The following is a 14,129-nucleotide window of genomic DNA, read 5'->3' as shown; positions in this document are numbered from 1 at the left end:
GAAATGATACTGTTAGCATCCACCCAGTTTAAAATAGCATGTGAATTGCAGAAATTTGCTTTGAATAAGTTGGATTAAACTAAAAAAGTCTATCTCGAAATTGTTAAAATTTCGAGATAGACTTTTTTATAATCAGTAACATATTTTTTACTATATTCAATCCACAAACCGGAATTTACTCCAAGGCTTAATAAAGTCAAGCAGTAACAGTTCCTCGGGTGCAATCCGACCAATCCGATTCTTTCGGGGTTCACAGTGGGGTTGTAAGACGATTTGCAATTCATTTTTATAAATGCCGAAGTTGTCGTTGCCTACTAATACGTCGCCACGCTGAAATTCCACATCATTATCGTGTGGACTGTTGGGCGTTTCCTTGTAGGTCACACGGGGCATGGTTGAACGGATGACATTTGGGTTAATATCGCCACGGCGAAAATGTTGTGGGGTCAAGGCAATGGTTCTTTCGATCGCATTCGTCTGAGCTTCAAATTCAATGTGAAATTGTACTTGGTACCGATTGATTGCTGATAATGCGGCCAGTTCGGCTTCACTCGCATAAGCGTTACCGATAATCACATCGTCGATTAGTCCGGAAGCGAAGAGATGCTTGGCCTGGACGGCGATTGGTAAGTGCCGATCGGCTTCCAATGTTGGTAGACCATCGTTGACGTTCCATGGCCCCATCGTACCAACCTGACTGGCCACGAAAGCGGCGGAATGAATGCCAAACTTACGAAAACGTTCGCTACACTTAACGAAAAAGTTGTAAGGTAGTGCGGTTCCAACTTGGGGATAGAAATTATGGCAGCCATAAATAAATGGGATGTTTGCTTGGTAGCTGAGAATATTATTCAGATAATCGACGTCATTACTCATATTAAGTTCGATGATCAAGCCGTACGGATTATACGAGAGTAGCGCCTCGGTTGCGCCATCGAAACCCTCATCTAGTCGAATACCGGCGACGTGTAAATCAGCGAAGAACTTTAGATCTTTATAGGAAATCCCTAGTTGTTTAAAAATCCGTGGTGAAACGTCCAAAATCGTTTGGTAACCCAATTGATTCCCAACATCAATAATTTTCTGGTACTTAGCTTTGGTTTCGGCGACCGTACCAGATACTTCTAGCATGCTCATAAAAATTCGAGTGAAGCCGTAGTGTTGGCCTAATTGGAGGTAAGCGGCGTTTTCTTCAAAGTTGCTATGATCGGGGTAAATGGATAAACCTAGTTGATGCATTGTCATGAATTAATTTCCTCCTGAGTCCACCGGTGCCAATAGATGACGGCGTGGGCGTTGTTAGTTGTAATATCGTTAAATGCAATTGTTGGTATTGACTGGTGCACTGTCGTCGTTAACGTGTCGCGGACCAGGCGATTGTGTTGTAAAACGGAACCAGAGAGGGCGACCCGTTGTGGCCGAGGCTCTGCAAACCGCTGATATAAGGTAACGACTTGTTGTGCCAGTGCTTGGGCTGATGTGACTAATACCGTGATGGCTTCAGAATTTTGTTGCTCGGCCAGTTTGGCGATTAACTGTGCTAATTGAGCGTTAGTTTGTCGATCTTGAGCGTAAAATTTCTGGACGGCGGCAGCAATATCGGTAACTTTAAGTTGTGCCAATAGGGGAGCTGTTAGTTGACTAGTTTGACCGTTATCAGTCTGGGTCAGAACCTGTTTAAGTGCCCGCTTGCTAATGTCGTAGGCACTGCCTTCGTCACCTAAAACGTAACCCCAGCCGCCAACGCGCAGAAATTTTCCGGCTTGGCGGCCATAAACGACCGAGCCCGTGCCGGCAATCACTAAGGCGCCGTCTGCTCCTGCAAGACCGTTCAGTAGGGCCAGTTTTGCATCGCTTATGACCTGGGTATTAGCGTGGTAACGTTGGGTGATGGTTTTTTGGACCTGATCAGCCCGGCCAGCAGTTTCAATTCCAGCAATTCCGATTAAAATCAACCCAATTTGATCAGTTGGAATTGTAGCGGTTATCTGGTCTAAGACGGCTGTTAAATTAGTGACTGCAGCAGGGTAGTCTAAGACAACGTTACCGGGACCGCCCGTAACGCTTTGAACAAGGTGTTCGGGAGACGTTGTCCAACTTTGACCAACGATGTGCGTCCCACCACAATCTACGCCAATTAAGTATGTCATTTAGTACTCCTCCTCATTGCAGGGCATCACGAACAATACCGTGCGCGCGCCGTAAGCGTTGTTCGGCATTGCTAGCGGGAACATTAGCTAAGTTCATGACAATCGCGGTTTTAACGTTTTGATGAGCGGCGATAAACAGCTCGCTGGCTTTATCGGCAGAGACCCCAGTGGCCAATTCAATCATGTGTTTAGCTCGAATCACGAGCTTTTCGTTAGTAGGTTTCACATCAACCATCAAGTTATGGTAGACTTTGCCAATCTTAACCATCGAAATCGTTGATAGCATGTTAAGCACCATTTTTTCCGCTGTCCCGGCTTTTAAACGCGTCGAGCCAGAGAGCACTTCAGGGCCCGGGGCAACTTCAATGGCAACTTGGGCGTGTTGACTGATTTGAGCATGATGATTGCAGGCTAGACTAATCGTCGCCGCACCAATGTGCTGTGCGTAGTCGAGTGCGCCGATAACATAAGGTGTGCGTCCGCTAGCTGCCAGGCCAACAACGGCGTCATTAGCTGTTAAAGTCAGATCCTTTAAATCTTGTGCGCCTAAATTAGGATGGTCCTCAGCGCCTTCAACAGCGACTGTCATAGCTTGTGGCCCACCAGCAATTAAGCCCTGAACCATTTCTGGGTCAGTACCGAATGTTGGCACGCATTCGGCTGCGTCTAAAACGCCGAGACGGCCACTAGTACCGGCACCCATATAAATTAAACGTCCGTCAGCTTTAAAGGCAGTCACGATAAGGGCAATGGCATCCGCAATCTTTGGTAGTTCAGATGTGATGCATTGACTAACTTTGGCGTCTTCTTGATTCATTAACTGGGTAATTGCCAGGATCGACATTTCATCTAAATGGCTGCTGGCAGGGTTCCGGCTCTCAGTAGTGAGTTGATTAATATCTGATTTCAATAGTTTCTCCTCGTTTCTTAGAATATGTACAAAGAGGACTGCGGCAAATGCAGCAGTCCTCCCGAAATAATGATAACAATGATCAATTACGGTTGGTGATAAAGCCAAGATGACCGTTATGAAATAAGTGACATACTCATTGAAAGTTACAATTAAGTTAATCATACCGTAATTATAAGCTGATGTGACATCATTATGTTAGTCGTTATTCAGTAACGGTTGTTTGAGCCGCTTTTTCAGCGTCAGCTTGAGCTGCTTCGCGTTCAGCCTTCAATTGATTACGATCCCAAATCTTGAAGAATGGGTAGTAGATGAAGGTTGCAACGATAATATTAATAATACATAGAACGGCTGCTCGCCAGTCCCAGGCAGTAGTCATTAAAGCTCCGATTGGTCCTGGCAATGTCCATGGTACTAATGCAACGGTCCGACTAACTAAGTGTAAGACAGTTGCAGCCCAAGTGATAATCCCCATCGTTAATGGTGCGAGTACGAATGGAATTGCAAAGTAAGGGTTCATCACAATTGGAACACCGAAAATAACGGGTTCATTAATATTGAAGATTCCCGGAATAATTGTAACTTTCCCGATAGTCTTACCGTAAGCTGATTTTGAGAAGAAGGCTAATAGAATACATAATGACAGAGTAGCCCCAGCACCGCCGACATAGACAAACCACTGGAAGAACTGTTCAGTCATAAAGTGAGGTACCGTTGCAGCGGTAGTGCCTTTAGAAATAGCAGCTAAATTGTCGTTCAGATTTGGATACCATAGTGGCCAAAAGATTGGTGTTGCTAAGGCCGCCCCATGAATCCCGAAGAGCCAAACGATATCGGTTAACAGAATTGGCACAATAACAGAAAGCAAGTTGTCACGGCCAAAATAAGCTAACGGGCTGAAGACCCATTGTAAGAAAGTATTAACGTCAAAGTTCAGTCCAACGTGAATGACCCAAGCGCCGACAATCAAAAAAGTCGCCGGAATTAATGCTGAGAAAGATGCCGCAACAGCCGGGGGCACCCCGTCTGGTAATGTGATCACTAGGTGATGGTCACGACAGATGCGAGTCACTTCGGCGGTTAAAATTCCGGCTAACATGGCTGTAAATAAACCAGCCGCACCGAAATTAGTCAATGGAACAACGGTTGCAGCAGCTTTTAATCCCAATGCTTTAAATGCAGCTGGCGTAGTGGTAATTGGTTTAACAGCAAGTAGTAAAAAGACCATAACAGAAACGACTCCGGTTGAAATATGGTCAAAATGATAGCCTTCAGCTAGACGGCCCGCAATGGCAAACGCGGCATAAATGGCCATAAACCCCATTGAAAAATTGATTGGAATAGCTAAACCAGCGGCATAGGGCTTAATAAAACTTGTCCAAGCAGGAATTGGCAATTGTGTAACGATTGTGAAGAACGATCCAACAATCGTTACTGGGATGATAACAGCCATTCCGTCCCGAATTGCCCGTAGGTAGCGGTTGGCGGCAATTTTACTCATGACATCAATGGTTTTATCTTTCCATGTACGTGAATTATCCATGATTGACTCATCTCCTTAAAAGTTAGTTGGTGCGATTAATCGTAAAATAAATTCCCCCTTGAATTTAATTTAAGTTAACACATTAACTTGATTTCATGAGTGAGTATAGCATAATATAGCAGTATAGTTAACGCTTTCATCGTGGTTAATTATTCGATATTAACAAAATTCGATTAAGTATAGACATTTAATGCATTAAGTTATTGAGGATTGGATGGTGGTGTTTATGAGTCGAAAGGAACCAATTTATCAAACTATTTTAAGTGCGCTAGTGTTGGAATTAAATGCTAATCATTTTCGTAAAAATGATCCTTTTTATAGGGCAAATTACAAGTTTAATCCGAACAAGCCCGGAATCTTTCAATGGCAGTCTGTTGATGATGTATTTTTAATGGTCGTTGATTAATTAGTTCAAGTGCTGCTAGGATCTCATCAGTCGTTACTTGGCTAAAATTGGTCTTTTTCGGGAAGAACCAGCGTAACCGTCTATTAAAATATTCATTGGAACCTCGCTCCCATGGTGAATATGGATGGCAAAAATAAACTTTGATCTGATAATCCTGTTCTAAGGCCTGATAATTGGCAAACTCTTTACCATGATCAACAGTAATGGATTTTACTTGGGGACCGAAGGCCCCCATAAACTTGCCAAAGGCGGTGTTTAGAGCCTTAGCCGTTCTATTAGGGGCTTTGATGGCCCATAGAAGTCGGGTCTTACGTTCTACGAATGTAACCAGACATGATCGTGACTCACCTCGACTAGAAAGCACCGTATCTACTTCCCAATGACCAAAAGCTAACCGTTGATTAACAGTTGTTGGCCGTTGTTCGATGGAAGTCCCACTTGTAAATTTCCCCCGATTTTCGCTCACTCGGTGCTGGCGGACATTCCGATTGGGTAGATCAGTCAATTTGAAGGGGAGCCAGCCACGATTAAGCCAATTATAAATTGACGCAGTGCTCAAGTTATAAGCGGCCGCAATGGTTTCTGGTGACCAGGTTAATCGTAAGTGATTGGTAATTAAAGTCGCTAATGCTGCCGTCAGCATCGAACGACGACCGCAATTCCGCCTTTTGCGATCTGCATCTTGCTGAGCTAATTCTGGATCATAAGGTTTAACCCGGTCCAACTCATAGCTAATCGTAGCTTTGGCGACGCCTAAGGCGTCAGCCATTACTTGGTAAGATTTATTCCCCTCATTGACCAGTTGTGCTAGTGCGCCACGTTGAAAACGTGATAAAGTAGATGTACCCAAAGTAATCACTCCCTATATTGGTTGGAATTAGCTACTACCATTGTAAGTGATTGCTTTGGGCTTTTTAATTTCTGTTCGGATTAATTATAGAATTTGCCATAGTGAAAGTGAGTTGCGCAAAAAGTATCAGGTAAGTTCTACGACAGTGGTACGAGTGCTAAATATGTTAGCTGACCAGGGCTATATTTACCGTGTTCAAGGAAAAGGCAGCTTTGTTTCTAAGTTCAATCGTGGGACAGCTGTTCGGATTACGGATACCCATACGTATGATGTTGACGAGGAGCAGGTTGCCATTCTAGTTGCTGATCAGGAGATGGCTTTACCAACACGAGCTAAATTTGAAGCCGGTACAGCAATCTGGTATTTAGAACGGTTGCGTGAAATCAAACGGGCGCCATTTGAATTTTCACAATCATGGTATTTAGCTTCGCTGATTCCTGATACAGCTATGAAAAAGTTGAGGGAAGTACATTCAATTTATGCAGTGATTCGAAAATACGCGCAACTTGATTTATCACGACAACCGTTTGAGCAAGAATATGCGGCGACCTGCGTTCCCAGCCAACGAATAGCAGATTATTTGCACGTTGGTATGGAGACAACGGTGATTAAGATCGAGCGTTGGGTATTTCAGGGAGAGCAACCGTTGGAATACACTGTTAGTTATATGCTACCTAACTATTTTGGCCTGGCACTGACTAGTGATTCCAAGTCAGTAACGACCAATCGAATTCGTTGATTGGTGGGTAACGAGAGGAGTGTCACACAATGTCAATTCACAGTAATAATTTGTATTCCAACGTATTACGACAGTCAGTTCAAGTCCAAGTCATCTTGCCGGAACCAGTGAACGCGGCTGGACAGATTCTACCGGAATATACGAGTGGGGATCACCGTCTGCCCACTGTGTGGCTGTTGCATGGCTTAGGCGGGGACGCAACGTCATGGTTGCGGCGAACGGAAATCGAACTACTGGCGACGCAATACCGAGTAGCGGTTGTCATGCCGGAAACGGGGCGGGGATTTTATACGAATATGGTCCATGGTCCACGCTATTGGGATTATTTGACCCACGAGTTACCGACACGAATGCGTTATATCTTCCCGTTGTCGGCACGACCGGAAGATAATTATTTGTTGGGGAACTCCATGGGGGGCTACGGGGCATTACGTTATGCCTTTACCTATCCACACCGGTTTGCGGCTGTCGCGGCACTATCACCAGTGACGAATCTCAAAAGGTTTCACGTGGAACAATCGGCAATTATGCCAGACCTTGAGCTGGCTTTCTCACCAGCACAGATGCAAGGGACGCCAGCAGATTTGTCTTACTTGGTACAGCAACCGACAAACTGGGGGACGCTACGTGTTCTAATGGCGACGGGTGATCAAGATATGTTACGGTCAATGGACGAAGCCTTCAAGCCACAGTTGGCGGACGTATTTAAAGACCGATTTGAATGGCAGTTACAGCATGGTCACCATGATTGGCGGCTCTGGAATCATCAGTTACCATTTGCAATGCACTGGTTAATTAAGGGAGGTTGGCGCAATGTTTAATGTTAAAGATGAGCACGGCCACTATAATTTGTGGCGGCAGACGGGATTAGCGTTATTACCGCTATTATTGGCAATTATCGCATACCCACTATTACCTGATCGTGTCTACGTGCCAACCGCCGTCACGAGTCTGACACCGTGGGGAATCAAGAGCAATATTTTTATTTATCCAGTCTTTTGTCTGATTTTGTGGTTCTTTATCTGGCTATTTATTTTCTTCAATCGGTTATACGAGAAAAATCTTAAAGTGACGCGTCAAAAATATCGACCAATGGAAAACTACTATGTGTGGAGTAGTTGGGTGCTAGATGTTTTGGCGACCTTGATGGTGGTGGTACAGATATTGGTGAGTGTCAGAGGGTGAAAGGTAGCGCGTTTTAGTGCTATAAGAAAGTCAATTTTGGAAGTCTTCAATTTAAATAATAAATAGGCTTAGGTTGAGCAATGCTGGCGTAACCTAGGCCTATTTATTGATTCGTATTATTGATTCACAGCTGTACTTAAACAGAAAATTTTCGGTTTCTGATCATTAGAATGATAACGATTACAAGACTGAGCAACGTGACCCCAGTATCAATTTCGAAAACATGGAGAACGCTGGTAGCCGTATCGTCAATGATAAAACTGGAGACTAACGGACCCACGAAGAAGGTCAGGGCAGTGGCGAAACTGTAGTAACCCGTTACTTTGCCTTTTTCGGCAGGGAAATATTGGCTTAGTAAGGTTAGGCCTAGCTGCCAGATACCGCCGGCAGCGAAGAACCCAATTGCGATGGCAGTTAACCGAGCACCATCAGCACTAGGAATGACGACCATTTGCAGTAATGCAAGAAATGAAATCAGTGTATAAGCAAAAATCAACTTGATCGGTTTAACACGGGTGACTAAAGAGGATGTAATGAAGACAGATACTAGCGATGCCATTGCATACCATGAAATCAGTGATTTAGCGCTGTTTAAGCCTAACTTTAAGACGCTACTACCAAAGTTTGGCGCGTACTGTGAAAAAATGTAAAACGTGAATGAGAGTGTAAAGCCCACAATGATTAGCAAACTACCGTCGATTAGCATCGAAGGTTTGGCGCCGTTGGGCTGAACATTATTTTTGGACGTGTCAGTATTTTTAGTGTGTTTTTGAGTTAGCGTTTGTGGTGCAAAACTGGCCAATCCAATTAGAATGATATCTAGAACCATGACAATAACCATGATGACTAGCGTAACCTGAGCATTAGGCTGAGCAGCGACAATGAATGGCAGAACAAACTGTGCAAGTGACATGGCTGCCTTTACTAATGAATTCATACTTGCTGCTTGCTCTTGAAAAGCATCAGTTAGTGCTGGGTAACTAGCTGTGTCACCAAAAGAATTAGTTGCGCCCATAAAGAGCGCGGCAATACAAGCACTGATTAAACTGGTACTGAAGAACAGTCCCATCAGAAATATGATTTGTGCAATCATGCCGATTAGCATGGTTCCTTTACGGCCTAAACGATCAGAAAGATAACCCGCAACTAGAATCGTCAATAGTCGGCCAATTCCAATCATTGCAATAACGGTTGAGAGGCCCTTAACATCAGTATGCCACAATGCTTGAAATTGGGTCCCGTATTGGGACACGATAATGGTTGCCATTCCTAAAATAGCATAATTCAAATAAATCCCAGCAGCTAATGGTAAGTATGTTTTATGTTTCATAGTCATGCCCTGCTTTTCTTTGAGTTCCATAGTATCACCCGCAAATTCTTAATTTCACAAAGTCCAGTAAATCAATGTATATACAGCGCTTTTATGAAGTGCTAATGAACACCTTGATAGCTATAAATAACAGTAATGTAAGCGATTGTTTATAATTTATCCATTTTATTGATATATAATTCACAATCATTGATTCAATTCAAATTTTAACACGACTTCAGAAAGTGTCTAATAACAAAATCACATGCAATCAATAGCCTCAGGTTATTGATTGCATGTGATTTTGTTGTGCTTAAATATTATTAATTGAAAGTGTCTTACTTTGGTCACGAACAAAGCTAATAAATTCTTCAAGTGCTGGTTGGGACGTATGGTGTTTAAGTGTACCCATGTATAAGATTCGCTGCCAAGTTGGGAACGATAAAGGAATGATCTTTACCGGCATATTTTGTAGGATGGACATATTTGGCACAACGGCGATACCAAAACCACTGGCGACCAATCCAGCAATTGCTTGGTCCTCCTCTACAGCGTAAGCACTAATTGGTTGACCGCCGCAATCATTAAATAATTTTTGCATGATTGGATGGAGACCACTGCGTTGCGAAAAAGTGATTTGAGGGTAGGCGAGTGTTTCTGCTAAGTTGATGCTAGAACGATTGGCCAGTGGATGAGTCATTGGCGTGATACAGACCATTGTTTGTTCAGCAACTGGGAAGAATTCAATATCGCTAAAATGATCCATCTTTGAACAAAACGTTACATCATACTTGTCGTTTCGAAGACCGTTTAGGATATCTGGGGATAGGCCGGTATCCGTATTGAACTGAAATTGCACGGCAGCGTGCGGGCTCAATTGAAGGAATCGTTGGGCTATATCTGGAAGCCACTTAATACTCAATGTGCGAAGTGCAGCAATACGAATGGGCGCTTTTTGCTGATTGAAGCGTTTAACATTCGTCACACTTTTATCTAATTGTAGTAGTACGGATTCGATATCACTAGCAAAGACTTTTCCAGCTGGCGTTAGTTGTACACTGCGTCCGGATTTTTGAAAGAGATCGATATTTAACTCTGACTCTAAGGAGTGAATAGCTTTGGTTAGGCTAGGTTGTGTAATATGTAACAGCTTGGCAGTTTGTGTATAGTTTTCAGTCCTCGATAAAGCGGCGAAATAACGCAAGTGATCTAAATTCATGAGACAACTGACCTCCTAAAGTTTGCTTTTGGCAAGGTGATAACTGTTGGCTAGAGCTAGTTACTACGGCTAATATACCAGAATTGATAACTTTTGGCTATGGCTAGCAACACCTAAAAGCAATTGGACGCTAGACCTGACAGCGGTTACATTTAACTTGTAAAATAAATTATGTGAATCACAAAACATGCATGTTACGAATCCACTATCCTTGGAGGAAGTTATTATGACAAAAGCACATCCAATTACAATTAGTTCCTGGACACTTGGTGATCAGTGTACATTTGAAGATCGTTGCAAGGCTGCTAGTGCCGCTGGCTATGACGGTATTGGGTTACGCGCTGAAACCTACGTGGATGCCCTGAACGAAGGCTTAACGGATAATGATATTCTTGCAATTTTGGACAAATACAATATTCGGTGTACTGAAGTTGAGTATATTGTTCAGTGGTGTGAAGCAACTCGCACATATGAACAGAAATATAAAGAACAAGCTTGCTTCCATATGTGTGAACTATTTGGTGTAAAGCACATTAATACCGGCTTAATGGAAGACTACGACATTGACTATACTGCAAGGAAATTACAAGAACTAGCAGCACGGGCTGGTGACTTGATTATTGCGTTGGAACCAATGCCATACAGTGGCTTACCTAACTTAGATAAGACTTGGAAGATTATGCAAAAGGCTAACTGTGACAATGTCTATATGTTACTAGATATGTGGCATTGGGTACGAGCCAACCAATCATACGATCTACTGACTAAGGAACAAGCAAAGCGAGTAATCTCAATACAAATTGATGATGCTTATACCCGGCCTTACGCGGATTCCATTTTGCGGGATGAATCCATGCATGATCGTTTGGCACCTGGTGCTGGCGATTTGGATACTGCCGGATTCGTGAAGATGATCAAGGATGCAGGTGTTGACCCTAAGGTGATTGGTGTTGAAGTGATTTCAGACCAATATATGGCTAAAGGTATTGATTACGTTGCTGATTACACTTATAAGCAGACTGTTTCAGTTTTAAAGCAAGCTTGGCCAGAAATTTTAAAAGAACCAGTTCAAGCCTAAGTATTGATTAGAAGGAGCGAGTATTGATGAATAACAATTGGTTAGGATTAACAGATAAAGTAGTTGCAATTACGGGTGCCGTTGGTGGTATGGGTACGAAATTTTGTGAAGAATTTGCAAAACAGGGTGCCAAGATCGTTTTAATTGATATGATTGCAGATAAAACTGAGACATACGCTAAGGAATTGACAGACAAGTATGGTGTTGAGACGCTTGCGGTTAAGTGCAATACAACTAATGAAGAAGAGGTAGATGCTGCAGTTAAAGCAGTTACAGATAAATTTGGTGAAATTGATGTGCTGGTTAATACTGCTGCCATCTTACGCTTCTCGCCATTTGAAGATTTACGACTTGATGAATGGCAAGCAGCCTTGAACGTTAATTTGACGGGATACTTCTTAATGTCACAACGTTTTGGACGTGTTATGATTCAACAAAAGCACGGTGCAATGGTACACATCTCAACGGTGGCATCACGTTACCCAGAAACTTACAGTGGTGCTTATAGTACGACCAAGGCCGCGGTTAACATGATGTCTAAGCAAATGGCTGCTGAATGGGGCCAATATGGCGTTCGGAGTAACTGCGTTTTACCTTGTTTAGTCAAAACACCTTTGTCTAAGAATTTCTATAGTGATCCTAAAGTTGAAGAGGGTCGTGAACGCCTAGTTGCTAGTCGTCGTATTGGGACTTTGGATGATATTGCTAATACGGTTCTGTTCATGGCTAGTGATCGTTCTGATTACACTAATGGTGGCGAAGTGACCGTTGATGGTGGTTTAAATATGATGATTTCTGACATGATTCCAAAGCCAGGTGGTCGGCGTCAATACGCGATTGATCATCATCAACCAGCGAAAAAATAGAAATTAATTCAGTTACATGAACTCGTGGATGAGACTGGGACGACTGTCTCGGTCTCTTTCTTTATTAATTAAGAGGAGATAACAATTATGGAAAAACGAATTTCAGGTACCACTGGTTTATTTACCTTACTCGGCTCTCCAGTAGGTCATTCAGGTTCACCGGCAATGTATAACTTTAGCTTTCAAGAGCAAGGATTAGACTATGCATATTTAGCTTTTGATGTTAAAAAAGCACAAATGCCAGAAGCGATTGATGCATTACGATTATTTAAGGTTCGCGGTAGCAACGTAACGATGCCATGTAAGGGCGTTGCCGCAACGCTTGTTGACGAGCTCTCACCGGCCGCCAAGATTGTGGGAGCCATTAATGTCATTGTTAACGATAATGGCAAGTTGACAGGCCATATTACGGATGGCATTGGCTTCGTTCGCAATCTGAAGGAAAATGGCGTAGATATTGCTGATAAAAAGTTAGTCGTGATCGGTGCCGGTGGTGCTGCTACGGCGTTACAAGTTCAATGTGCATTAGATGGCGCTAAGTCATTAGCTATTTTTAACCGTGATGATGATTTTTATGCGAATGCCGAAAGCACTCAAAAGAAGATTAAGGAAGCCAAGCCAGAAATCGATGTTAACGTCTATCATCTGGAAGATCAGGACAAGTTAAAGGCTGAAATTGAAAAGGCCGATATTTTGGTTAACGCTACCATTGTTGGTATGAAGCCGCTAGATGGTCAATCATTAGTTGATCCAAGTTATTTACGTTCAGATTTGGTCGTTGCGGATACTGTTTACAATCCACTAAAGACAAAGTTGATTGAGGATGCGGAAGCCTTAGGATGCACGGTAGCGCCTGGTAAGGGCATGTTATTGTGGCAAGGTGATGCAGCGTATACCCTCTTTACGGGCAAGGCAATGCCAACGGCTGAATATCAAGCTTACGAGGCTCGTCAAGCGGCTGAACAGCATTAGAAAGGGGCAATAAACAGATGGAAGCACGAATTGATGGTCATACAACTATGTTAGGTCTTTTTGGTTCGCCAGTGGGACACTCGGGTTCACCGGCAATGTATAACTATAGTTTCGAAAAGGCCGGAATTAATGATGCATACCTAGCTTTTGATATTCAGGCTGATAAGATGGCAAGTGCGTTAACTAAAATACGTGTTTTAAATATGCGTGGTGCTAATGTAACAATGCCTTGTAAAAAAGTTGCGGCTGAATTGGTTGATGAGTTATCATCTGCTGCAGAATTAATTGGTGCCGTAAACACGATTGTCAACAATGATGGTGTATTAGTTGGCCATAATACGGATGGTGCGGGTTATGTTGAAAATTTACGCCATCATGGTGTTGACCCACAAGGAAAGCGACTGACAGTATTAGGTGCTGGTGGTGCTGCGACAGCAATTGCTGTTCAAATGGCATTAGATGGTGCTCAAGCGATTCATATCTTTAATCCTAAAGATGCGTTTTATAAAAATGCTGAGTTGACAGCCCAAAAAATCATGCGCAAAGTTCCGGCATGTCAAGTTACTGTAGGTGATATTAATGATCAAGAAGCCTTGATACAAGCAATCGCACAAAGTGATATTTTGGCTAACGCGACTAAGGCTGGCATGGCACCAAATGTTGAACAAACTAATATTAAGGATATGACCGTTTTTCGTTCTGATTTAGTTGTGACAGATACTGTTTATAACCCTGCTACTACTAAGATGTTATCAGATGCAGCTGAACATGGAAGTAAAACGATTGGCGGTAAGGGGATGCTGGTTTGGCAAGGTGCCGCAGCGTTTAAACTGTATACGGGCCAGGAGATGCCCGTTGAGGAAGTAACACAACGCTTCTTCTCAGATGATGGGGGACGTTAA

Annotated in this window: 14 protein-coding genes; 7 read left to right on the top strand and 7 right to left on the bottom strand. The window is 43.1% G+C overall.

The window, feature by feature from the left end; all coding sequences use genetic code 11:
- Positions 1 to 156 precede the first annotated feature (156 nt).
- From LP667_RS15120 to LP667_RS15095, 5 genes are all read right to left on the bottom strand, one after another.
- Complete coding sequence (locus LP667_RS15120) at positions 157 to 1,245, bottom strand: DUF871 domain-containing protein (protein ID WP_021729914.1); 1,089 nt, start codon at positions 1,243 to 1,245, stop codon at positions 157 to 159.
- Positions 1,242 to 2,150, bottom strand: a complete 909-nt coding sequence (locus tag LP667_RS15115) for an N-acetylglucosamine kinase (RefSeq protein ID WP_021729915.1) — start codon at positions 2,148 to 2,150, stop codon at positions 1,242 to 1,244. The genes LP667_RS15120 and LP667_RS15115 overlap by 4 nt, the downstream gene beginning before the upstream one ends.
- Before the next feature lie 13 nt (positions 2,151 to 2,163).
- A complete protein-coding gene (murQ, locus tag LP667_RS15110) occupies positions 2,164 to 3,060 on the bottom strand; it encodes an N-acetylmuramic acid 6-phosphate etherase (protein ID WP_056988551.1) in 897 nt (298 codons plus the stop codon).
- Positions 3,061 to 3,265: 205 nt separating this feature from the next.
- Positions 3,266 to 4,603, bottom strand: a complete 1,338-nt coding sequence (locus tag LP667_RS15105) for a PTS sugar transporter subunit IIC (RefSeq protein WP_021729917.1) — start codon at positions 4,601 to 4,603, stop codon at positions 3,266 to 3,268.
- Positions 4,604 to 4,938: 335 nt separating this feature from the next.
- Positions 4,939 to 5,859: an IS30-like element ISLsa1 family transposase gene (locus LP667_RS15095; RefSeq protein WP_057717442.1), complete on the bottom strand. Its 921-nt coding sequence runs from the start codon at positions 5,857 to 5,859 to the stop codon at positions 4,939 to 4,941.
- Between the two features lie 112 nt (positions 5,860 to 5,971).
- Between LP667_RS15095 and LP667_RS15090 the strand changes: the two genes are divergently transcribed.
- The 3 genes from LP667_RS15090 to LP667_RS15080 are packed head-to-tail and all read left to right on the top strand — an operon-like array spanning position 5,972 to position 7,783.
- The gene (locus LP667_RS15090; protein ID WP_244926164.1) at positions 5,972 to 6,598 is read left to right on the top strand and encodes a GntR family transcriptional regulator; all 627 of its coding nucleotides are present in this window, start codon (positions 5,972 to 5,974) and stop codon (positions 6,596 to 6,598) included.
- A 29-nt stretch (positions 6,599 to 6,627) separates the two neighbouring features.
- Positions 6,628 to 7,419 carry an alpha/beta hydrolase gene (locus tag LP667_RS15085; RefSeq protein WP_021729919.1) on the top strand — a complete coding sequence of 264 codons (792 nt, stop codon included), beginning with the start codon at positions 6,628 to 6,630 and terminating at the stop codon, positions 7,417 to 7,419.
- Positions 7,412 to 7,783, top strand: a complete 372-nt coding sequence (locus LP667_RS15080) for a hypothetical protein (RefSeq protein WP_021729920.1) — start codon at positions 7,412 to 7,414, stop codon at positions 7,781 to 7,783. The genes LP667_RS15085 and LP667_RS15080 overlap by 8 nt, the downstream gene beginning before the upstream one ends.
- A 136-nt stretch (positions 7,784 to 7,919) precedes the next feature.
- On the opposite strand, the gene LP667_RS15075 is transcribed toward LP667_RS15080, so the two are convergent.
- Together LP667_RS15075 and LP667_RS15070 are read right to left on the bottom strand one after the other, a co-directional pair.
- Entirely contained in the window at positions 7,920 to 9,113 is a 1,194-nt protein-coding gene (locus tag LP667_RS15075; protein WP_033609139.1) for an MFS transporter, read from the bottom strand.
- 292 nt (positions 9,114 to 9,405) lie between these two features.
- The gene (locus tag LP667_RS15070) at positions 9,406 to 10,311 is read right to left on the bottom strand and encodes a LysR family transcriptional regulator (protein WP_021729922.1); all 906 of its coding nucleotides are present in this window, start codon (positions 10,309 to 10,311) and stop codon (positions 9,406 to 9,408) included.
- Positions 10,312 to 10,537: 226 nt separating this feature from the next.
- Here LP667_RS15070 and LP667_RS15065 point away from each other — a divergent pair, with 226 nt between their 5' ends.
- From LP667_RS15065 to aroE, 4 genes are all read left to right on the top strand, one after another.
- Positions 10,538 to 11,389, top strand: coding sequence for a sugar phosphate isomerase/epimerase family protein (locus LP667_RS15065; protein WP_021729923.1), 852 nt, complete (start codon positions 10,538 to 10,540; stop codon positions 11,387 to 11,389).
- 26 nt (positions 11,390 to 11,415) lie between these two features.
- Complete coding sequence (locus tag LP667_RS15060; RefSeq protein ID WP_021729924.1) at positions 11,416 to 12,255, top strand: SDR family NAD(P)-dependent oxidoreductase; 840 nt, start codon at positions 11,416 to 11,418, stop codon at positions 12,253 to 12,255.
- Between the two features lie 87 nt (positions 12,256 to 12,342).
- Complete coding sequence (locus tag LP667_RS15055) at positions 12,343 to 13,227, top strand: shikimate dehydrogenase (RefSeq protein WP_021729925.1); 885 nt, start codon at positions 12,343 to 12,345, stop codon at positions 13,225 to 13,227.
- Between the two features lie 17 nt (positions 13,228 to 13,244).
- Positions 13,245 to 14,129 carry a shikimate dehydrogenase gene (gene aroE, locus LP667_RS15050; RefSeq protein ID WP_056988509.1) on the top strand — a complete coding sequence of 295 codons (885 nt, stop codon included), beginning with the start codon at positions 13,245 to 13,247 and terminating at the stop codon, positions 14,127 to 14,129.

Origin of the sequence: Lactiplantibacillus paraplantarum (assembly GCF_003641145.1) — a bacterium.
Lineage (GTDB): Bacteria > Bacillota > Bacilli > Lactobacillales > Lactobacillaceae > Lactiplantibacillus > Lactiplantibacillus paraplantarum.
Note: the sequence above shows the minus strand (reverse complement) of the source record. Positions and strands in the feature narration are given on the sequence as shown.

Bases quoted from the DNA above. Each gene is read 5' to 3' on its own strand.
- LP667_RS15080 (WP_021729920.1), top strand. From the start codon at position 7,412: ATGTTTAATGTTAAAGATGAGCACGGCCACTATAATTTGTGGCGGCAG.
- LP667_RS15120 (WP_021729914.1), bottom strand. From the start codon at position 1,245: ATGACAATGCATCAACTAGGTTTATCCATTTACCCCGATCATAGCAAC.
- LP667_RS15055 (WP_021729925.1), top strand. From the start codon at position 12,343: ATGGAAAAACGAATTTCAGGTACCACTGGTTTATTTACCTTACTCGGC.
- LP667_RS15060 (WP_021729924.1), top strand. From the start codon at position 11,416: ATGAATAACAATTGGTTAGGATTAACAGATAAAGTAGTTGCAATTACG.
- LP667_RS15075 (WP_033609139.1), bottom strand. From the start codon at position 9,113: ATGAAACATAAAACATACTTACCATTAGCTGCTGGGATTTATTTGAAT.
- LP667_RS15115 (WP_021729915.1), bottom strand. From the start codon at position 2,150: ATGACATACTTAATTGGCGTAGATTGTGGTGGGACGCACATCGTTGGT.
- LP667_RS15105 (WP_021729917.1), bottom strand. From the start codon at position 4,603: ATGGATAATTCACGTACATGGAAAGATAAAACCATTGATGTCATGAGT.
- LP667_RS15085 (WP_021729919.1), top strand. From the start codon at position 6,628: ATGTCAATTCACAGTAATAATTTGTATTCCAACGTATTACGACAGTCA.
- LP667_RS15070 (WP_021729922.1), bottom strand. From the start codon at position 10,311: ATGAATTTAGATCACTTGCGTTATTTCGCCGCTTTATCGAGGACTGAA.
- LP667_RS15065 (WP_021729923.1), top strand. From the start codon at position 10,538: ATGACAAAAGCACATCCAATTACAATTAGTTCCTGGACACTTGGTGAT.
- aroE (WP_056988509.1), top strand. From the start codon at position 13,245: ATGGAAGCACGAATTGATGGTCATACAACTATGTTAGGTCTTTTTGGT.